This is a genomic window from Clostridium septicum, assembly GCF_003606265.1.
Classification (GTDB): Bacteria; Bacillota; Clostridia; order Clostridiales; family Clostridiaceae; genus Clostridium; species Clostridium septicum.
Map to the genome: position 1 here is coordinate 2,503,522 of NZ_CP023671.1, position 21,712 is coordinate 2,525,233.

Annotated in this window: 23 protein-coding genes; 17 read left to right on the plus strand and 6 right to left on the minus strand. The window is 26.8% G+C overall.

Going from position 1 to position 21,712, the window contains the following annotated elements; translation table 11 throughout:
- Positions 1 to 410: 410 nt before the first annotated feature.
- From CP523_RS11500 to CP523_RS11530, 8 genes are all read left to right on the plus strand, one after another.
- Complete coding sequence (locus CP523_RS11500; protein WP_066673308.1) at positions 411 to 1,724, plus strand: sodium-dependent transporter; 1,314 nt, start codon at positions 411 to 413, stop codon at positions 1,722 to 1,724.
- A gap of 274 nt (positions 1,725 to 1,998) precedes the next feature.
- Complete coding sequence (locus tag CP523_RS11505) at positions 1,999 to 2,721, plus strand: hypothetical protein (protein WP_120140870.1); 723 nt, start codon at positions 1,999 to 2,001, stop codon at positions 2,719 to 2,721.
- A gap of 285 nt (positions 2,722 to 3,006) precedes the next feature.
- A complete protein-coding gene (locus tag CP523_RS16505) occupies positions 3,007 to 3,129 on the plus strand; it encodes a hypothetical protein (RefSeq protein WP_265586015.1) in 123 nt (40 codons plus the stop codon).
- 66 nt (positions 3,130 to 3,195) lie between these two features.
- Entirely contained in the window at positions 3,196 to 3,492 is a 297-nt protein-coding gene (locus tag CP523_RS11510; protein WP_066673313.1) for a hypothetical protein, read from the plus strand.
- On the plus strand, positions 3,477 to 4,097 hold the full coding sequence (locus tag CP523_RS11515; RefSeq protein ID WP_066673314.1) for a DUF4004 family protein: 621 nt from the start codon (positions 3,477 to 3,479) through the stop codon (positions 4,095 to 4,097). Before CP523_RS11510 ends, CP523_RS11515 begins: the two co-directional genes overlap by 16 nt.
- A gap of 164 nt (positions 4,098 to 4,261) precedes the next feature.
- Positions 4,262 to 4,528, plus strand: a complete 267-nt coding sequence (locus CP523_RS11520) for a metal-sensing transcriptional repressor (protein ID WP_066673316.1) — start codon at positions 4,262 to 4,264, stop codon at positions 4,526 to 4,528.
- Between the two features lie 40 nt (positions 4,529 to 4,568).
- Positions 4,569 to 7,007, plus strand: a complete 2,439-nt coding sequence (locus CP523_RS11525; RefSeq protein ID WP_066673318.1) for a heavy metal translocating P-type ATPase — start codon at positions 4,569 to 4,571, stop codon at positions 7,005 to 7,007.
- Positions 7,008 to 7,049: 42 nt separating this feature from the next.
- Positions 7,050 to 7,256: a heavy-metal-associated domain-containing protein gene (locus CP523_RS11530; RefSeq protein WP_066673320.1), complete on the plus strand. Its 207-nt coding sequence runs from the start codon at positions 7,050 to 7,052 to the stop codon at positions 7,254 to 7,256.
- A gap of 43 nt (positions 7,257 to 7,299) precedes the next feature.
- Here CP523_RS11530 and CP523_RS11535 read toward each other — a convergent pair whose 3' ends face one another.
- Positions 7,300 to 7,779 carry a DUF2975 domain-containing protein gene (locus CP523_RS11535; protein ID WP_066673323.1) on the minus strand — a complete coding sequence of 160 codons (480 nt, stop codon included), beginning with the start codon at positions 7,777 to 7,779 and terminating at the stop codon, positions 7,300 to 7,302.
- A 135-nt stretch (positions 7,780 to 7,914) separates the two neighbouring features.
- Between CP523_RS11535 and CP523_RS11540 the strand changes: the two genes are divergently transcribed.
- Positions 7,915 to 8,355 carry a GNAT family N-acetyltransferase gene (locus CP523_RS11540; protein ID WP_066673325.1) on the plus strand — a complete coding sequence of 147 codons (441 nt, stop codon included), beginning with the start codon at positions 7,915 to 7,917 and terminating at the stop codon, positions 8,353 to 8,355.
- Position 8,356: 1 nt separating this feature from the next.
- On the plus strand, positions 8,357 to 8,497 hold the full coding sequence (locus CP523_RS16015) for a hypothetical protein (protein ID WP_162925979.1): 141 nt from the start codon (positions 8,357 to 8,359) through the stop codon (positions 8,495 to 8,497).
- 285 nt (positions 8,498 to 8,782) lie between these two features.
- On the opposite strand, the gene fba is transcribed toward CP523_RS16015, so the two are convergent.
- Together fba and CP523_RS16020 are read right to left on the minus strand one after the other, a co-directional pair.
- Positions 8,783 to 9,646 (minus strand): class II fructose-1,6-bisphosphate aldolase, encoded by an 864-nt coding sequence (gene fba / locus CP523_RS11545; protein WP_066673327.1) that lies wholly within the window; start codon positions 9,644 to 9,646, stop codon positions 8,783 to 8,785.
- A gap of 302 nt (positions 9,647 to 9,948) precedes the next feature.
- Positions 9,949 to 10,125, minus strand: a complete 177-nt coding sequence (locus CP523_RS16020; RefSeq protein ID WP_162925980.1) for a hypothetical protein — start codon at positions 10,123 to 10,125, stop codon at positions 9,949 to 9,951.
- Positions 10,126 to 10,272: 147 nt separating this feature from the next.
- On the opposite strand from CP523_RS16020, the gene CP523_RS11550 reads away from it, so the two are divergent.
- Entirely contained in the window at positions 10,273 to 11,316 is a 1,044-nt protein-coding gene (locus tag CP523_RS11550; protein WP_066673329.1) for a nucleoid-associated protein, read from the plus strand.
- Between the two features lie 48 nt (positions 11,317 to 11,364).
- Here the strand turns inward: CP523_RS11550 and CP523_RS11555 are convergent, their stop codons facing one another.
- The 3 genes from CP523_RS11555 to CP523_RS11565 all read right to left on the minus strand — a co-directional run bounded on the left by CP523_RS11555 (position 11,365) and on the right by CP523_RS11565 (position 15,520).
- Entirely contained in the window at positions 11,365 to 12,555 is a 1,191-nt protein-coding gene (locus CP523_RS11555) for a 3D domain-containing protein (protein ID WP_083089349.1), read from the minus strand.
- 338 nt (positions 12,556 to 12,893) lie between these two features.
- On the minus strand, positions 12,894 to 14,294 hold the full coding sequence (gene argH / locus CP523_RS11560) for an argininosuccinate lyase (protein WP_120140871.1): 1,401 nt from the start codon (positions 14,292 to 14,294) through the stop codon (positions 12,894 to 12,896).
- A 2-nt stretch (positions 14,295 to 14,296) separates the two neighbouring features.
- On the minus strand, positions 14,297 to 15,520 hold the full coding sequence (locus CP523_RS11565; protein WP_066673333.1) for an argininosuccinate synthase: 1,224 nt from the start codon (positions 15,518 to 15,520) through the stop codon (positions 14,297 to 14,299).
- 386 nt (positions 15,521 to 15,906) lie between these two features.
- Here CP523_RS11565 and CP523_RS11570 point away from each other — a divergent pair, with 386 nt between their 5' ends.
- The 6 genes from CP523_RS11570 (at position 15,907) to malQ (ending at position 21,625) form a co-directional block, all read left to right on the plus strand.
- Positions 15,907 to 17,619: a methyl-accepting chemotaxis protein gene (locus tag CP523_RS11570; protein ID WP_066673335.1), complete on the plus strand. Its 1,713-nt coding sequence runs from the start codon at positions 15,907 to 15,909 to the stop codon at positions 17,617 to 17,619.
- A 282-nt stretch (positions 17,620 to 17,901) separates the two neighbouring features.
- On the plus strand, positions 17,902 to 18,540 hold the full coding sequence (locus CP523_RS11575; protein ID WP_066673338.1) for a thioester domain-containing protein: 639 nt from the start codon (positions 17,902 to 17,904) through the stop codon (positions 18,538 to 18,540).
- A gap of 50 nt (positions 18,541 to 18,590) precedes the next feature.
- On the plus strand, positions 18,591 to 19,121 hold the full coding sequence (locus CP523_RS11580; protein ID WP_066673340.1) for a phosphatase PAP2 family protein: 531 nt from the start codon (positions 18,591 to 18,593) through the stop codon (positions 19,119 to 19,121).
- Between the two features lie 76 nt (positions 19,122 to 19,197).
- On the plus strand, positions 19,198 to 19,566 hold the full coding sequence (locus CP523_RS11585) for a hypothetical protein (protein ID WP_066673342.1): 369 nt from the start codon (positions 19,198 to 19,200) through the stop codon (positions 19,564 to 19,566).
- Between the two features lie 84 nt (positions 19,567 to 19,650).
- Entirely contained in the window at positions 19,651 to 19,845 is a 195-nt protein-coding gene (locus tag CP523_RS11590; protein ID WP_066673344.1) for a hypothetical protein, read from the plus strand.
- 295 nt (positions 19,846 to 20,140) lie between these two features.
- On the plus strand, positions 20,141 to 21,625 hold the full coding sequence (gene malQ / locus CP523_RS11595; protein ID WP_265586014.1) for a 4-alpha-glucanotransferase: 1,485 nt from the start codon (positions 20,141 to 20,143) through the stop codon (positions 21,623 to 21,625).
- The last annotated feature ends 87 nt before the right edge of the window (positions 21,626 to 21,712 follow it).

Genomic DNA, 21,712 nt, shown 5'->3' on the forward strand with positions numbered 1-21,712 from the left:
ATAGTATTATGAATTTAAAGGCAAACTTAAAGAATTTAAAATTAAATAATAGCTTTTTCTTTAGCTTCTTTAGATAGGGCTTGCGTTTAGTGTACTATTAAATGTCATAGATGCAAACCACAGTGTTTAAGTGTTTTGTATCTATGATGGCTAAGGATTTTTGTGATTAAGTAAAATTAAGCCTCATAGGTAATGCTATGAGGTTTTTATTATCCTAGGTTTAAAGCCTTATAGCATATGCTATAAGGCTTTTTTTATTCTTTGGAAAATTATAGATAACCTAAGTATACTTTTAAAGTTAAGTATGTTTGCCTAAAGAATAAAAATAAAGTGTACGTTTTGTAGTTTTTCATTAGACAATATTTGGAGAAATCTACATGCGTAAAAAATAATAACTAGGAGGAGTTACAATGGAAAAAAGAGAAGAATTTTCTAGCAAGATGGGATTTATATTATCTTGTGTTGGAGCAGCAATAGGACTGGGAAACATATGGATGTTTCCATATAAACTTGGAGAAAATGGAGGAGCAGTATTTTTAATTCCATATTTTATTTTTGTACTTATTCTTGGAACAGTTGGACTAATTACTGAATTTTCTTTTGGAAGACAATATAAGAAAGGTTCATTAGGAGCTATAAGAGAAGTTTTTAAAGAAAAGAACTTAAAAGGTGGATGGATAATATCAATAATACCCACTTTAGGTTTAACAGGTATATTTATGTTTTATACAGTTGTTATTGGATGGGTATTAAAATATTTTTTTATAAGTCTAACTGGAGAAATAAAAAATATAAATACAGAAATATATTTTACTACTTTTACTAATAGTAATATTACAATATTTTGGCATGCTTTAGCAGTAGTAATAACATTAATAATAGTTAGTTTTGGTGTTTCTAAAGGTATAGAAAAAATTAATAAAATAATTATTCCATTGTTATTTATTATATTTATAATTCTAATAATTAAGTCACTTAGTTTATCAGGATCTTCTGAGGGAATAAAGTATCTTTTAAAACCAGATTGGTCATATCTTTTTAAAATTAAGACATGGGTAATGGCTATGGGACAAGCATTCTTTACTGTATCATTAACAGGATGTTGCATGGTTGTATGTGGTAGTTATGCAGATAATAAATTTGATATACCTAACTGTGCAATAAATACAGCTCTTTTTGATACATTGTCAGCAATGCTAGCTGCTTTTATGATCATGCCAGCTGTATTTGCATTAGGCTTAAGTCCTACAGCTGGACCAGCTTTATTATTTGTAACAGTACCAAGTATATTTCAAACAATGCCTTTTGGAAACTTATTAAGTACATTATTCTTTTTAAGTGTAATTTTTGCTTCGATTTCATCATCAATAGCAATGCTTGAAGGACCTGTTGAAGCAATAATGTCATTGAAGAAATGGAGTAGAAAGAAATCATCTATAATTATAGCTACTGTATCATTTATTTTAGGTATTCCTTTAAGTTTAAGTGGAGATATATTTGATAAATTTACGAATTTTATAACAATAATATTATCACCAATAGGAGCAGTAATAACAGCTTTTGTATTCTATTATGTTATTGATAATAGAATTGCATTAAGTGAATTGAATAAGGGAGCAAAGAAAAAATTAGGAATAGGTTTTATTAAATTTGGTAAATATATGTTTGTTCCTGCAACTATAATAATAATAGTCCTTGGGATAATTTATGGAGGTATAGGATAAAAGGAATTACAAACATTAAAAATGTAGATAAAAAAGAGAACTATGAATAGTATAGCTATTATTAATTTTAGTAGCTATTAATAACTGTATAACTATAGTAGCTGAATTTTAATATATTAGAATTAGGTAAAAGATATTACTAGATTAAATTTAGTAATATCTTTTTTGTAAAATTATTCACAGTATAACAATGTTATTATAAAGTTATATTATAGATATTAAAAAAGGTTTATTTTATATGTGAATGTAACAATGTTATATTGGAAGATAGATTATGAATAATAAAAATGATATTAGAGTCGATGGAGTTGGTAAGGTATTTGGGGGGGATTATTCTGATATTGATATATCAGGAATGGGAACTATAATTGATAATGTTAAAAGTAGTTCTATTGTTGTAAATGGTATTGGAAAATCAAAAGGAGATATTAAAACTAATAATTTTGTTATTAATGGTATGTTTGATATTGAAGGAAATGCTGAAATAAATGATTTATTTGAAATAAATGGAACATTTACATTTAAGGGGAAAGTTAAAGGTGGAAATATTAATATAAACGGAAAGGCAATAGTCAAAGAAGATATGAATTTTGATAATGCTATTGTAAATGGAGTATTAAAAGTTAAGGGAATTTGTCAATGTGAAAAAATATGTGTTGATGGCAAAGTCAATATAGAAGGATTATTATCTGGAGATAAAATAGAGCTAAATATAATAACAAGTAATAAAATAAGAGAAATAGGTGGGGAAGAGGTAATAGTAAGGAAGGGTATAAATAGAAAGATACGAGTATTATTTATATCAAAAGAAATAATAGGGAAATTAATTTGTGAATCTATAGAAGCAGATAAAATATTACTAGAGCAAACAAAATGCAATATAGTAAGAGGTCATGATATAACAATAAATAGTGGTTGTGATATAGAAAGGGTTGAATATACAGGGGAACTTAAAATAAATGGAGATTCAAATATTAAAGAAACTATTAAAATTTAAAAGGGAGAATAGAAGATGAAAAAAGTTAAATTCTATTAACGTATTTGGTGAAGGTTCTATAGTTCAGGGAGAATATAATAAAATAAGAATATTTGGAGAAGGGGAAATTAGGGGGAAAGTAAAGTGTAAATTTTTAAAAATAATGAGGGAATGTGGAGCCTATGATTTTTTAGATATAGAAAAATTAGAATATTAGGTGAGGCTAAAATATATAATGAGTTACTATGTATAAATTTAAAAGTTATAGGAGAATGTTATTTAAGTAAAATATCAACAGTATATAATTTGAAAATTCTTGGAGAATTGATATCAGAAAGTAATGTTATTATAAAAGAAAAATTAAGAATATTAGGGGAACTAAATTCTAAGGGGAACTTAGGAGGGAATATAGTAAGAGTTTTAGGTTAGTTAAATGTTAAAGGAGATTGTGAGTCAAATATATTTTATAGTAAGGGCAGGATAAATCTGCATGGATTGTTATCTGCTGATAAAATAAAAATTATTCCTAGACATAGAAGTTTAATAGAAGAAATAGGCGGTAGTGAAATTGTAATAAGGGAAAATAGATTTATAAGTTTTATTAGTGGAAGTGTTACATCTAATATAATAGAAGGTGATACAATAGTGTTACAAAATACTAGATGTAAAGTTGTAAGAGGACATAATATAACTATATTAGAGGATTGTATTATTGATAAAATAGAATATACAGGAATTTTAAAAGTAGATAAAAGAAGTACAGTAGGTGAAAGCATATGTTTAAAGAATTAATATCTAAAAAAGAACTTTTAGAAGTTATGGGGATTTCTTATGGACAATTATATAGATGGAAAAGAAAGGGTTTAATACCAGAAGAATGGTTTATTAAAAAGAGTGTATCAACAGGACAGGAGACATTTTTTCCAAAAGAAAAAGTATTAGAAAGAATAAGAATAATATTAGAGCTTAAAAGTGATGCATCTTTAGATGAATTAGCCCATAGATTTTCAAATAATATAAAAGATATAAAGATAAATAGAGATTATATTATAAATAGTAATATAGTTCCAGAGCAGATAGTAAAGATGTTTGAAGAGATTATAGAAGTTGACACTTTATATGATGAAAGTAATTTATTTGCTTTATTTATATATCAAGAACTTTTAAAAATAGGTCTTTTAAATTTAGAAGAAGTAAAAAATATAACACTATCTACAGTAAGAGATTATAAGAAGATACAAGATAAGGATTATACTTTAATAATAAAAAGAAAGTTAGGTATATGTTTTTATTATGCAATAAATGGAGATGAAGAGTTATTTGAAGATAATGAAGCTATATTAATATATAAGATTATAATTAAGAGAATAATAGAGAAAGTAAATAATTTAAAATAAGAAGTAAAACGAAAGATTAGCAAACTTAAAAAGTTGACTAGTCTTTTTTTATTAATGTGTATAAAAAGTAATATTTTAATAAATATTATTTATTAGTTGACAAATAGAAATAAAGATATATAATAAAACCAAAACACCCCCCTAGGGGGTAGGGAGGGAGAATTTTGGATCAAGAAAAGAAAAAAGCGTTACAACCATTAAAAACAGCAAAAGGTCAGCTTGAAGGAATAATAAAAATGATTGAAGATGATAGATATTGTATAGATGTTTCAAATCAAATACTAGCAGCACAATCTTTACTTAGAAAAGCAAATTTAATGATTCTAAAAAATCATTTAAATCATTGTGTTAAGGAAGCATGCAATCACAACGATAGTGATGAAAAAATAGATGAAATAAATAAAATATTAGAAAAGATATTATCAAAATAATAATTAAAGCTAAAGTTATTTAGTTAAAAAAGGAGGAGAAATGGAAAGAAAATCATTTAAAATAGAGGGAATGACATGCTCAGCATGTGCTAATAGGGTTGAAAGAGTAATAAATAAATTAGAGGGTGTTGATAAAGCTAATGTGAATTTTGCTACAGAAACTTTAAATGTATCTTTTGATGATAACAAATTAACAAAAGAGGTAATTGAGGAAACTGTATCTAAAGCTGGATATTCAGTTAAGAAAAATATAAAAACTTCAACCTTTAAAGTAGAAGGAATGACATGCTCAGCATGTGCTAATAGAGTTGAAAGAGTTACTAAAAAACTTAATGGAGTAGAAGATTCAAATGTAAATTTTGCAACTGAGAAATTGATAATTTCATATAACGAAGATGAAGTAACTTATGGAGATATAAAGGCAATTGTAGATAAATCAGGTTATAAACTTGTTGGAGAAGATGAGAATAAAACAATAAATAATGATGATAAAAAATTTACACCTGAAAAGTCTTTAATGATAAGGTTTATATCTTCAATGATTTTTACTATACCATTATTGATAATAAGTATGGGGCATATGGTTGGAATGCATCTTCCTATGATAATGGATCCTATGATGAACCCTTTAAACTTTGCTTTAATACAAACAGTTTTAACATTGCCGGTAATGATAATAGGATATAAGTTCTATAAAATAGGGTTGAAAAATTTATTTAAGTTAAGTCCTAATATGGATTCTTTAATTTCAATTGGAACTTTAGCTGCGTTCTTATATGGTATATTTGCAATATATAAAATAATTAATGGAGATTCTAGTTATGCAATGCATTTATATTTTGAATCAGCTGCAGTAATTTTAACTTTAATAACTTTAGGAAAGTATTTAGAAGCTGTTTCAAAAGGAAAAACATCACAGGCAATTAAAGCCTTAATGGAATTAGCTCCTAAAAATGCAACTATAATAAGAAATGGAAAAGAAATAATAGTTCCTTTAGATGAGGTTGTAGTTAATGATATAATTTTAGTTAAGCCTGGAGAAAAGTTACCAGTTGATGGTGAAGTTATAGAAGGAAGTACATCTATTGATGAATCTATGCTTACAGGTGAAAGTATTCCAGTTGAAAAGACTGTGGGAAGCACAGTAATAGGTGCAAGTATTAATAAAACCGGATTTATTAAGTATAAGGCTACAAAAGTTGGTAAAGATACAGCATTAGCTCAAATAGTTAAGTTAGTTGAAGAAGCTCAAGGAACAAAAGCACCAATAGCAAAGCTTGCAGATGTGATATCATCTTATTTTGTTCCAATAGTAATAGGTCTTGCAATATTTGCAGCAGTAGCATGGTTAATTGCTGGAGAAAGTACAGTCTTTTCATTAACAATTTTCATTGCAGTGCTAGTAATAGCTTGTCCTTGTGCACTAGGTTTAGCAACACCAACAGCAATTATGGTAGGTACGGGTAAGGGGGCTGAAAATGGTGTTTTAATCAAAGGGGGAGAAGCTTTAGAAACTACTTATAAATTAAATACAATAGTATTTGATAAGACAGGAACAATAACAGAAGGTAAACCAAAGGTTACAGATATAATAACAAATAATTTAGATGAAAATGAGATTTTAGTTTTAGCAGCTAGTGCTGAAAAAGGGTCAGAACATCCTTTAGGAGAGGCAATAGTTAAAGGAGCAGAAGAAAAAGGATTAGATCTAAAAGAAATTCAAGAGTTTAATGCAATACCAGGTCATGGTATTGAAGTTAAAATTAATGACAAGAATATTCTTCTAGGAAATAAAAAATTAATGATAGAGAAAAATATAGATATATCAATAATGGTAGAGGATGCAGATAGATTAGCAAATCAAGGAAAAACACCAATGTATATATCTATAGATAATTCTATAGGTGGTATAATAGCCGTTGCAGATACTGTTAAACCAAGTAGTAAAAAGGCTATAGAAACTCTTCATAATATGGGAATAAAAGTAGCTATGATTACTGGTGATAATAAGAAAACAGCAAATGCAATAGCAAGAGAAGTAGGAATAGATATAATTTTGGCAGAGGTTCTTCCAGAAGATAAAGCAAACGAAGTTAAAAAGTTACAAGAAAATGGAGATAAAGTTGGAATGGTTGGAGATGGGATAAATGATGCTCCAGCATTAGTTCAAGCTGATATAGGAATAGCAATAGGTTCAGGCACGGATGTAGCAATAGAATCTGCTGATATAGTTCTTATGAGAAGTGATTTAATGGATGTTTCTACTGCAATTAAATTAAGTAAGGCTACAATAAAAAATATAAAAGAGAATTTAGGATGGGCTTTTGGGTATAATATACTTGGAATACCAGTAGCAATGGGAGTGCTTCATATATTTGGAGGACCATTATTAAACCCAATGATAGCAGCGGCTGCAATGAGTTTAAGTTCTGTTTCAGTACTTTTAAATGCTTTAAGGCTTAGACGCTTTAAGGCTTAGGGTTTAAAAGGTTAAAATATAGTATAAATAGGAGGGTTAATTATGAAGAAGAAAATTCTAATTGAAGGAATGAGTTGTAACCATTGTGTATCTCATGTTAAAGAAGCTTTAGAAGCTTTAGAGGGAGTATCACAAGTGGATGTTAATTTAGAAGGAAAGTATGCAACTATAGAGACAAAGGTATTTGATAATGTAGTTTTAAAAGAGGCAATAGAAGAAGAAGGTTATGATGTTATAAGTATAGAATAAGGTAAAACAGTGAGTTTTAATAATAAAGCTCACTGTTTTTTTATTATATAGTGTATTTATTTTCTTCTTTAAGTTTTTCAGATTCAGTTTTAACTAGCATTGCTTCATGGAATATATGAGACATTATTAAAGCAAATAATGCTAATATTAAAATTATAAGAGTATATCCTTTTATAGAAAATCCTTTTATGGACATAATTTCAATATTACTATATCCACCGAAACAACTTAAAAAAGCTATTAAAAAAATTGGATATGATATAAATCTAAATCTTTTAACATTTTCTAAAGTAAAAATTTTATTTTCAGATATTGATTTTATAATTTTCTTTAGTTGAAAAATTGGAAGGAAAATTAGAATATACATTATTGTATTTGATATAATTATAGTTAAGTCTTTGATTTTAGAGCTATCAGAAAAATCTAATAAAAATATAATTGAAAATACTCCACCAATAATCATAAATCCAACTAATAAAAGTAATAAATTAATAACGGGATTAATCCATTTAGTTAATTCCATAAAAACCTCCTATTAACATTATATAACTATTATATCATTAACCAATAGAATACTCAATAAAAATATATTGTTTTACAATAAATATATATTGAAAAAGATTAGATAATTGAATTTAAAATTAGAGGAGAGAATTATATGAGATATGAAGAAATGAAAAAAGAACATATTGAGGTTTTAACAAAACTATATATAAATGCTTTCAATAAAGAACCTTGGAATGATAAATGGACTACAGAAATAGTATTGAAAAGACTAAATCAAATGATAAATTGTGAAGGGTTTTATGGAATTGTGGCATATGAAGAAGATAAGCCAGTAGGGATGATTCTTGGAAATCATGAGTATTATTATTATGGAATGCAGTTTAATATAAAAGAATTTTGTGTAGATACAACTATTCAGAGTCGTGGGTTAGGTACTAAAGTGTTAGAGGAATTTATAGAGCGATTGAAAAGTAGAGGTATAGATGAAATTATATTATTAACTACTAAATCAGAAAAAGCTGAAGGTTTCTATAAAAGAAGGGGATTTGATACTATAGAAAATATGGTTACAATGAGAAAAAAACTTAGGTAAAATGTTTAGGTTTTATTTTAAGGTAAAGATTTCTTTTGAAAATAATTTTAAAGGAATAGCTAATATTAATGAGATGAAAATAAGCTTTAATAGCAAACAAAATTCAGTAAATACAGAATTTTATTTTCAAGGATATAATTAACGGCGGAAAACTGAATTTGATAATTATAAAAATAGAATTGATAGGGGAGAAAAATCAATATATGTTTTGAGTTTCCTAAAGGAATAAAATTTGATGAAAATTATTTTGATTTAAGTTGTATGAATATTAGTTACAATTTTCATTATTTTATATTTAAAATTAGAAGGAATATCTTATTAGGAATGATTGGATCTACTGGTGGTTCTTGAATTATAGAAAATACAGATAAAATATTAATGGATTAAAAAAGGATACCTAAATAGATATCCTTTTACTTCTATAGAATTAAGCTTGGTTAATTGATCCGAATAATTCCATTTTTTCTTTAACAAGAGCTTTTATAGCTTCAGTTCCTGGAGCTAATAGCTTTCTTGGGTCAAATCCCTTACCTTGTACGTCTTTACCAGCTTCTATGTATTTTCTAGTAGCTTCGGCAAATACTAATTGACATTCAGTATTAACGTTGATTTTTGAAACTCCTAATGATATAGCTTTCTTAATCATATCGTCTGGGATTCCAGTACCACCGTGTAATACTAATGGCATAGTTCCTGTAGCTTCATTTATTTTAGCTAATGCATCGAAGCTAAGTCCTTGCCAGTTTGCAGGATATTGTCCGTGAATGTTTCCGATACCAGCAGCTAACATAGTAACTCCTAGATCAGCTATAGCCTTACATTCAGCAGCATCTGCAATTTCTCCAGCACCTACAACTCCGTCTTCTTCTCCACCGATTGATCCAACTTCAGCTTCTAAAGATATTCCTTTTTCAGAAGTAAGTTTAACCATTTCAGTTGTTTTTTCTATATTTTCATCTATTGCATAGTGTGATCCATCAAACATTATTGATGAGAATCCAGCTGCCATAGCTTCTTTAGCTCCTTCATAGCTACCGTGGTCTAAGTGTAATGCAACAGGAACAGTGATTTTTAATTCTTCCATCATTCCATTAACCATTCCAACTATAGTTTTGTAACCACACATATATTTACCAGCACCTTCTGATACTCCTAAGATAACTGGTGAGTTATTTTCTTGAGCAGTTAATAAGATAGCTTTAGTCCATTCTAAATTATTAATGTTGAATTGACCAACAGCATATTTACCTTCTCTAGCTTTGTTTAACATTTCTTTTGCTGAAACTAACATGGCACAACCTCCGTATAATATATATTTGTTTAGGAAAAAAATATATATCTACAATATTTTTTTCTTTTCAAAAGTTATTATAACCCAAAATATCAGTAATGAAAACAAAAAAATAACAATTCGTGTTTTAAAGCTTAGATAATATGACAAAATTTTATCAAAATTATCATGTAATAATAAGATAAATACTTTAAATACATAAAAATTTAGTGTTTAATGGTGTATATTTTGTTAATATTATAACTAATTAGTTTTTTATTATTTTTAACAATATTATTTAGAGTTAGTTTGATTTTTATATCTTATTTTTTTATAATACATATATCTTCAGTCATAGTTCCTATAGTATAATAAACACACCAAGATTGAGGTCTATAAAGGAGCATTGTAATTAAAGCTATAATAGTTGATATTATCATAATGCTGAAAAATCCAAAGGCAAACTCTACCACAACATTTATTACAGCAAGATTTTTCATTACTCAATATAGATAAAAATACTTGAATGAAGTAAGATAAAAATAATTAAAGAGTTATCTAAATTGTTAAAAGGATTTTTGTAATTGTCCATTTACATACATAAGTGTTATAATGTATTTTATGATTAAAATGTAGGTGGTGTAGATATGGAGTATATAAATGATATAAACATACAAGAAGCTGTAATACATATAATTGATTCGAATGGTGATGAACCTATTTTGAATGAATATACTCTTGATTTAAATGAAGACATTTATAAATTTTTATATAGGCATATAGAAAAGTGTTTTAAAGATGAAGAACTAAAGTATGCAGTATTCAATCCAGAAAGAAATATTGTTAAAGAATTAGTTCAAGATTATTTAAATGAGATAGAGGGAAGTGAGATAATAGCATTATCGCAGGAATTAGCAAGACAATTATTTATTATAATGAAAAGTAATGTTAATATACCTTCTTGTGATTTAATAGTTGTATCATTAATTACAGATCAAGGACCTATGATAGGAATACTTAAGATGGATTATGTTAAAAATTTTACTCATCAAGTAGAGTTTGTTGAAAATAAAATTGGAATAGGAATAGTACCACAGTCAACTGGTTTACCTGGAAGTAGTCAGAGAATACAAAAGGCTGCTTTTATTAAGCCAATTAGAGAAGAGAATAAATATGATTTAATGGTTATTGATAAACAAAGAAAGAGTAAAGATCAAGATGAATATGGAGCTAACTATTTTATAGCAAATTTCTTAGGGTGTTCGTTAATAACTAATGAGAGAGATATGACTAAAACCTTACTTAAAGCGGCAGAGACTTGGACTAGAAGTAATGTTACTGAGGATGCTGATAGAGCAGAGAAGATAAGAACCACTGTAAAAAGCAAATTAAAAGAAGAAGAATGTATAAACATAGATGCTTTATCTCATGAACTATTTAGAGAAGAGCCGCAAATAAAAGAGAATTTTTCAAATTTTGTTAAGAGTCATGGTTTAGAAGATGAAGTAACAGTAGATAAACAATGGGTAGAAAAGAAGCTTAAAAGAGTAAGACTTAAAATTGATAAAGAAATTGATTTATATATTGATGAAGAGGCTTATCATGACAGTTCCAAGTTTGAGATTCAAAGAAATGGTGATGGAAGTATTAACATGATAATAAAACATGTAGTAAATTATATAGAAAAATAGTTTATATAAAAAAGATGAAAAACTTTAAATAGTTTTTCATCTTTTTTATTACCATTCACCAGGATAGGCTATTAAACTCACTGTTACATTTTGTCTTCCAAAAGCCATACACTCTTCATGGGAATTAAAGTATAAATCAATTATATTTCCTTTTATAGCCCCACCAGTATCAGAAGCTATTGCATATCCATAACCAGATACAAAAACTTTTGAACCAAGAGGTATTACGGAAGGATCTACAGCAACTGTACTTATTCCATTAGGATCTCTAACAGGTTTAAAGCCCATTGCAGTTACAGTTCCACCACTATAAGCAGTAGCTTCCATAGTAAATGTACCTTTAGATGCTAAGTTATTATTATTTTGAGAATTATTATTATTTGTGTTAGCATTTGAATTGTTAGCTGAATTAATTTCTTCTATTTTAGCATTACCAGTTGAAATACCATCATTAGCTATATCAATAACTGATTCAGTATTTAATTGAGGAATTAATGCTTTTAATGTACTTATAGCATCAGAGATATCTTGTACACTAGAATTATCAGAATTAACAATAGATAGAGGATGTGAAATAAGTTTTAATTCGTTAGCCTCAATAGTTTCGGCTACAGCATCTTTTTGACTATTAAGTTCTGATAATTTTTCTTGTTGGCTATTTTGTTTTTCATTTACTTTAGCCAAATCTTTTTCAATTGATATTTTTAGAATTTTTAATTCTTCTTGCTTTTTATTTAATTCATCGGCACTTTTTACTAAAAAGCTTTGCTTTTCTTTAATTTCATTAACCATTTGCTTGTCCAATGAAATTATTCTTCCCATAGATTCCATTCTATTAAAAAAGTCAAATATGTTTTTAGATTCTATTAGATAAGAAAGTATACTGGTAGACATATTACTTTTATACATACTACGCAATCTACTATCTAAAACAATTTGCTTAGATTTTATATCTTGTTTAGCATCCTCAATTTGAGAGTTAATAAGTTTTATTTTAATCTCTGTTTCCTCAGTTTCATTATTATTTTTTTCAAGCTTAGCATTTATTTCGGATATTTCAGCATTTAACTTACTTATATCTGAATTTAATGATATTATACTTTCATCTAATTGTTGGTATTTAACTTTACTTTCTTCAATAGCTTGTGTTTCAGGTGACAAAGCTTTTATCACAGCTGTATAACTTATATTAAAACATAAAGCTACTACAACAAAAGACAATAGAGTTTTTTTAATCAAATAATTTACCTCCTAAATATTAAGTTTTAATATATATTAGTATACACTATAAAATAGGAGGTTTGTCAAATTGCTTGAAAATGAAATAGTTTAAAGAAAATATTAATTCTTTGATAATTTAAGTAATATAGGCTTTTGTACACAAAGTCTATTTTAAAATTTTTAAAAAATTATATTAAAAAAAGGATTAAAAATAATACATAAAATACCATTAATTTAATTGTAGAATTTTATAGAAAATATCGTGTTATATTCTTGTTAGATATTATAATAATATAGATACCTATAACAATTTCAAAAGTATAGTTATAAATATTAAAATTTAGTATATAAAATATTTACTTTAAATATTTAATTTCTTTCTGAAATTTTTCTATAAAATCTTTTAAGAAATTAAGTTGTATAGTTACAGAAATAAAACTTGGTCCACCAAATACTTTTCTATCTTCAACACAAGTAATTAAATCTATAGTTTTATATACATCTTTACTAAAAATAGGAGAAAAGTTTTTAAGGGTTTCCAAAGGCAATTCTTCAATCTCTTTATTTTCTTTAATACAATAAAGCACTATTTCACCTACTATCTCATGTGCATTTCTAAATGCAATTCCTTTTTTTACTAAGTAATCAGCTACATCAGTAGCATTTGTAAAACCTAGAGCAGCACTTTTTTTCATTACATTTTTATTTACTTTCATGGTTTTAATCATTGCAGCAAAAGTTTTAAGTGAAAGAGTTACAGTATCTAAGCCATCAAATAAAGCTTCTTTATCTTCTTGCATATCTTTGTTATAAGCTAAAGGAATTCCATTCATTACAGTAAGTAAAGTAATTAAATCGCCATAAACTCTTCCGGTTTTTCCTCTAACAAGTTCTGCAACATCAGGATTTTTCTTTTGAGGCATTATAGAGCTACCAGTACTATATTCATCAGATAATTCTACAAAGTTAAATTCATTTGTGCACCAAAGAATTATTTCCTCGGAAAACCTTGATAAATGCATCATTATAATAGATAAAGTAGAAAGCGTTTCTATAGCATAATCTCTATCTGATACAGAGTCTAGACTATTTAAAGTTACTTTAGAAAATCCAAGCTCATTAGCTACGAAATTTCTATCTATTGGATAAGTAGAGGTTGCAAGTGCACCACTACCAAGAGGCATTTCATCTAATCTTTTATAACAATCTAAAATTCTACCAAGATCTCTTTTAAGCATTTCTGAATAAGCTAAAAGATGATGAGCCAAAGTTATAGGTTGAGCTTTTTGCATATGGGTATATCCTGGCATTATAGTTTTTACATTATCCTTAGCTTTTTCATAAATAATAGTTTGAAAATCTAATATATCTAAAGATAGACTTTTTAAATAGTTTTTCAAATATAACTTTGTGTCTAAGGTAACTTGATCATTTCTACTTCTACCAGTATGAAGTTTTTTACCTTCATCTCCAATGCAATAGGTTAATGTGCTTTCAATAAAGCTGTGTATATCTTCAGAAGTTTCATCTATTTTTATAACTTCATTTTCTAATCCTTCTAAAATTGAATATAGACCTTGTATTATCTTTTCACTATCATTTTTAGAAATAATATTTTGCTTAGCAAGCATTTTTACATGTGCAAGGCTACCTTTAATATCTTCTTTATACATTTTTGAATCTATTCTAATAGATGAGTTAAAGTCATTTACAAGTTCATTAACTCTTTTTTTAAATCTTCCTCCCCAAAGTTTCATAATTATTTCACTCCATTTTTTAATACTGAATCCATTTTAGCTTTAACTGCAATAGGTAAGCCAAATAGGTTTATAAATCCAGCAGAATCATTTTGATTGTACACGTCATCTTTTCCAAAAGTTGCATATTCTTCACTATATAGTGAATATGGTGAAGTCATACCTGCATTAACTATATTTCCTTTATATAATTTAAGTTTAATTTCACCAGTAACATTTTCTTGAGTTTTAGAAATAAAAGCTGAAAGAGATTCGCGAAGAGGAGTGTACCATTGACCATTATATACAATATCAGCAAATTTTAATGCAATGATTTGTTTATAATGAGCAGTTTCTTTATCTAAGCATAATTCTTCTAAATCTTTATGGGCTTTATATAAAATACTTCCTCCAGGAGTTTCATAAACACCTCTAGATTTCATTCCAACAAGTCTGTTTTCAACCATATCAACTATACCTATTGCATTTTCTCCACCAATTTTATTAAGTTTTTCAATTAAAGTAACTCCATCTAACTTTTTACCATTTAAGGCAACAGGAATACCTTTTTCAAAGCTAAGGGTTATATATGTTGGTATATTAGGCGCATTTTCTAAAGTATTAGACATTTCAAGAATTTTTTCATAATTAGGTTCATTTTCAGGAAATTCAAGATCTAAACCTTCATGACTTAAGTGCCATAAATTTTTATCTTTACTATAGTTTGTTTCGTAGCTAATAGAAATTGGAATATTTTTATCTAGAGCATATTGAATTTCCTCTTCTCTAGATTTTATGTTCCATATTCTCCAAGGAGCTATTATTTTCATGTCTGGTGCAAAAGCTTTTATTGCAAGTTCAAATCTTACTTGATCATTACCTTTACCCGTACAACCGTGACAAATTGCATCAGCTCCTTCAGATTTAGCAATTTCAACTATTCTTTTCGCTATAATAGGTCTAGCAAAAGATGTACCTAATAGATATTTTCCTTCATAAACAGCATTAGATTGAATAGTTGGAAATACATAATCATACACAAATTCATTAGTTAAATCTTCTATATAACATTTAGAAGCACCAGTCATAAGAGCTTTTGCTTCTAAACCAGTAAGCTCATCTTTTTGCCCTACATTACCTACAACAGCTATAACATCACATCCATAATTTTCTTTAAGCCAAGAAATTATTATAGATGTATCAAGACCTCCAGAATAGGCTAAAACAACTTTTTTAAATTTTTTCATATATAAGATCCCCCTTTTATTTTAGATATAATTAAAAATATATGAACTTAATATAAACAACTAACTATTGCATAATTATACATATATAAGAATAATTATGCAATAGTTAGTTGTTTTTTATCAATAATAAGATGGGAATTTGAAATTATATTTTTTAAATTATTGGTATATAAATTAAAAAATATAATCTAAAAATTTAATAAAAATAAAAAAACTATTTGATATATTCAATAGTTCTTAAAAAATAAGCATTAAAAATAATAAATATTTTATTTTAGAAAAATTGTTTTAGTATGAATATATAATAATTAAAGGTTTCTTGATAAAAAACGACAATATAAAACAAGGATAATCGTATTATTTGAAAGTTATTAGGAGGAAAAGAAATGAAAATTTTAAAAGATTTAAAGATATCTACAAAATTAATAGTTAGCTTTTTAGTATCTGGTATTTTAATGGTTGTTATAGCAGTGATAGCAACATTTAGTTTAAATAAAATCGGAGAATCGGCAACAGCATTATATGATGATAATGTGATAGGTATTTCATGTATTCAAACAATAGATAAAAATACATTTAACATATATTCAGATATGAAACTTATGATGTATATTAATGATAAGAATACATTATCAGAATTAACAAAAGAAATTGAAAAACTTACAAATGAAGATATTAAATTAATGGAACAGTATAAGGACGGAATTACTAAAGAGGAGGATAGAAAGCTTTTTAATGAGTTGGCAAAAAATTTAGCAGCATATAGGCAGCAAAGAGCAAAATATGTAAGTCTAATTCTTGATGGAAAAAATGCAGAAGCAGTTAAATATTTTGATGAGTTTGCAGGAATAAGAGAAGAAGTAAGAGCTAATTTAGATGAATTACATAATTTAAATAATTCTTGGGCTAAAGAAAGATTAGAAGATAATGGAAGGATTTTTTCTTCATCAGTTAAATCTACAATTGTAATAATGATATTTGCAATTATTATTTTAATAGTAAGTTCAATTTTAATAATGAATGCTATAGTAGAGCCAATTAAGAAAATAGGAGAGTTAGCATATAGGTTATCTGAATATGACTTCTCTAAACCATTGGTAATTGATAGTAAGGATGAATTTGGAAAAGTTAGTTATGCTTTAAATTTAGCACAAGATAATGTAAGTGCATTAATAAAGAATGTTATAAATAGTACTCAAGATATGAGTGCATCCAGTGAAGAATTATCAGCTACAGTAGAAGAAATGACTTCAAAGCTGGAAATGATAAATGAATCTACAAAGGAAATTGGTTCAGGTGTTCAAGAAACAAGTGCAACAGCTGAAGAATTATCATCATCTATTCAAGAGGTAGACTCAAATGTTTCAATATTATCTAATAAAGCTGTTGATGGAAGTACTAATGCAATAAGTATTCAAGAAAGAGCTGATAAAATAGAAAAAGATAGTAAAAAAGCTTATGATAATACAAAAGAATTATATGTAAATATGGAAAAGGCTATATTAGATGATATAGAGAAAGGTAAAGTTGTTGATAATATTAGTGTTATGGCAGATACAATATCATCTATAGCAGATCAGACAAATTTATTAGCACTTAATGCAGCAATAGAAGCAGCTAGAGCAGGTGAGCAAGGAAAAGGATTTGCAGTTGTAGCAGAAGAAGTTAGAAAACTTGCAGAACAATCATCAGTTGCTGTTGAAAATGTAAAGACAACAACAGAGAAGGTTCAAGCTGCATTTAAGAGTTTATCAAAAAATAGTAATGAGCTTCTAAAATTTATGAATATTGAAGTAACAGGACAATTTGAAACTTTCTTAGGGGTAGGAGAGCAATATAATAATGATGGTAGATTCGTAAATGAAATGTCTAGAGAGTTAGCAGCTATGACTGAAGAAATATCAGCAACTATAAATCAGGTAAGTGAAGCAGTTCAAAATATGGCTGAAATGGCAGAAAATTCTTCAGAAAATTTAACTGGAATTCAGGAAAGTGTAAATGAATCTACACAAGCCATGGAACAAGTGGCAAATGCTGCACAAGAACAAGCTGAATTAGCACAATCATTAAATGAGATGGTTATAAAATTTAGAGTTTAATCTATAGAATAAAAATATATAAGAATGAACTGATATTAAAATAAATTTTGATACCAGTTCATAGAAAGGGAGTTCGTATTTGAATTCCCTTTTTTATATGTTAATATTGCTATGAAAAATTTTTTGATAATTTATTTAACTTTATTAAGTATAAAATGAGAACTATTTATGTAAATGAATTTCAAGTTATTTACATGGATAGTTTATTTATTATAAAATATGAATATTTATCTAAAAAGGTACGGATACTACTATTAAATGAAATTTTTAGGAGGTAGTATCATGAAATATAAAAAAAGTTTTAAATTATTATTAATGATGTTTATTCTTAGTACAATAGTATGTACTAGTGTTAAAGCGTACACAATTTATACAGTAGATGAAAAGGTAACTATAGAAACAGAAAATCGTAACTTATATAAAGTAAGTTATGAAAATTTTTACTTAAAGGCTAAAAAAATAATTCCTAATAACACTGCCGAAGTTGGTTATTGCATAGATATAGAAAAAACATATCCAAGTGGTGAAGTATTTTCAAAAATAGATAAAATTGATACTAGAGCTACTGGAGTCTTAGCAGCTGGATATCCAAATAAAACAAAAGAGGAATTAGGTTTAGATAATAATGATGAAGCATATTTTGCTACTCAAATTGCATTATGGAGTGCTATTGAAGGATATGATGTATATAAAATAACTGGAGATAATCCCAAAATAATAACAGCTATAAGAAATATATATAATAATGGTATAAATAATATTGTAGGCAAGAATAATTATGAAAGTAGAGTATATTATGTAAATGATAATATACAGAAAGTAATATTACTTTCTAGAAAACAGGTTATAGAAGAACCACCAACATCAGAAGGAAATCAACCACCAACACCAGAAGAAAATCCACCTATTATGGGGAAATAGTAATATGTTATAATTAAATTATTACTATTAAAATAAGTGGGGATAGGGGAATGTTAGAATTAATACAAAGCATAGATATAAATATATTAAATGTAATAAGAGAAAATTTAACTAATCCATATATGGATAAATTTATGATTTTAATATCATCATTGGGGAATCTAGGGGCCATATGGATAGTATTAGGTATATTATTAATATGTATCAAAAAATATAGAAAAGTTGGCGTTATTTTATTAGTATCACTAATTATAACCAGTATAATTGGAGAAGGAATTATTAAAAATATAGTCCAAAGACAAAGACCTTTTTTATTATGTCCTAATATTAATCTTATAATTAAAGCACCTATATCTTATTCTTTTCCATCAGGACATACGGCCTCTTCTTTTGTAGCAGCCTTTGTATTAGGAAACTACTTTAAAGATAAAAGATATATTTTTTTAATCTTTGCGGCTTTAATGGGATTTTCAAGAATGTATTTATTTGTTCATTATCCGTCAGATGTTGTAGCTGGAATTATATTAGGCTTTATTGGATATAAGCTAACAAATATTTTTAGCGAGAAAATCTTTAATTAAGCAATTTGCATTATAAGTAAATAATTTAATAGAAAATAATCCTATAAACGGAGAGATAGTAGCTATTAATTTTGGAGTGTATGAAACAAGAATTGGATTTCAATTATATGTTGTTGGATCAAAATCTTGGAGTTTTTATGATGATGATTGGATAGATAATAAGGACTATATACCAAAATGTAGAAAATCTAATATAAGATTAATTAATAGAATAAAAAGCTACTATGATAAGGATGAATATATAAAAATGTTTTTTTCAATAATAGTCATAATAACTTATTATATATTAAAATATGTAAAAGAAAACAAATATAGAGTATTAAAAAATAAAAATATTAATATATCATTAGGTTTAGATGACGGGGATATAATAAACTTGTACAGAATATACAATTCTAAAATAGAAGTCTATAAGAAATCAATTTCATTATCTATATATGAATAAATTAATAGTTTTTGAACAATACTATTATTAATAATTCTATAGACATTATGTTCTATAGACAAAATAATAGGAGGTTATTATATTATGGGTATGGAAAAATTAGAAAGAAAAATGAAAAGTTTATACAAACAAGTTAAATCAGGTAAAGTTACAGCTGAAATAGCAGACGAAATAGCAGATATGATGGACTCTATAGAAGATATGGGATCAGATGTGAAAGAAAAGTTTTCAGATATGATTGATGATATGAAAAAATCTATGTCTAAAATGAAAAAGTAATATTGAGTTGTTAAAACACCTAAGTTAATTATTAACTTAGGTGTTTTTAGTATGAAAATTATATATTAGATTTTAAAAAAGCATGTATATTTATCATAAAAGATGATTATGTTTAAATAAGAGATTAAAATAGTTTTAAAGTATATGTTAAAAGAATAATTAATATGTTAGATCAATATTAAATTACTAATAATAGAAAATTAGTTTAAATGTAAGTAAAGTATTTATTAATATAAAAATGAACATATTTAAAGCTTTAATATTATATTAAAAAGACAATAAATTTTTTTATAAGGTGGGGGCAAATATGAAAAGAAGTAGTGGGATTTTAATGCATATTTCATCTTTACCAGGAGATTATGGAATTGGAACATTAGGGGTAGAAGCATATAAGTTCGTAGATTTTTTAAAAAAAAGTGGACAAAGATATTGGCAAATACTACCGTTAGGTCAAACGGGATATGGTGATTCACCTTATCAGTGCGTTTCAGCCTTTGCGGGGAATCCCTATTTTATAGATTTTGATCTTTTAAAGGAAGATGGCTTGTTAAAAGAAGAAGATTATAAAAATGAATATTTTGGTAAAGATAATAATTGCATAGATTATGGAACTTTATTTATAAATAAAACCAAGGTACTTAAGAAGGCTTATAAAAATTATAATTTAATATCAGAAAAAATAAATGAGTTTAGAAATTCTAATAAGTATTGGTTAGAGAATTATACATTATATATGGCAGTTAAGGAACATTTTAACTTGATTAGTTGGCAAAATTGGGATGAAAATATTAGATTAAGAAAAGATGAATCCATAGAAAAATATAAAAAGGAATTGAAGGATGATATTAAATATTGGGAATTTATACAGTATATATTTTTTAAACAATGGAATTCATTAAAGAAATATGCAAATGATTCAGGTATAAAGATAATTGGTGATATTCCAATATATGTTGCAGTAGATAGTGCAGATATTTGGAGTAATCCTAAATACTTTAAAGTGGATAAAAATATGATTCCAACAAAAGTTGCTGGATGCCCTCCAGACCTATTTTCAGAAACTGGCCAACTTTGGGGAAATCCAATTTATAATTGGGAGTTAATGGAGCAAGACGGGTATAAATGGTGGATAAAACGAATAGAGGATAGTTTTAAAATATATGATGTTGTAAGAATAGATCATTTTAGAGGTTTTGAATCTTATTGGGAAGTTCCATATGGAGAAAAAACCGCCATAAATGGAAGATGGGTTAAAGGACCTGGAATTAAGTTGTTTCATACTATTAAAAGAGAATTAGGTGAAGTAAACATTATAGCTGAGGATTTAGGGTTACTTACAGATGAGGTTGTAAAATTTAGAAATCAGACAGGCTTTCCAGGAATGAAGGTGTTACAATTCGCTTTTGGAGGAGGCGATGTTTACTTACCTCATAATTATGAAAAAAATTGTGTAGTTTATACAGGTACTCACGATAATGATACAATTTGTGGATGGTATAATGAAACTGCCACGGAAGAAGAAGTAGAATTTGCTAATAAATATTTAGCTTTGAATTACAAAGAGGGAATAGCTTTTGGATTTATAAGGGGGATCTTTAGTAGTGTTGGAAATTTAGCAATAGCTACAATGCAAGATTTTTTAAGTCTAGGAAATGAAGCAAGAATGAATTTCCCATCTACTTTAGGAGGTAATTGGAAGTGGAGGATAAGAAAATATGAGTTAACTGATGAGTTATCACAGAAGATACTTGAATTAACAAAAAGGTATGGTAGAGAATAATTAAGTTAATAAAAATTATATAGAATAAAAGAATTATAAGAATTTTTGATTTTTAATCTGCATTTTGCTAAATTTAGCATAATGCAG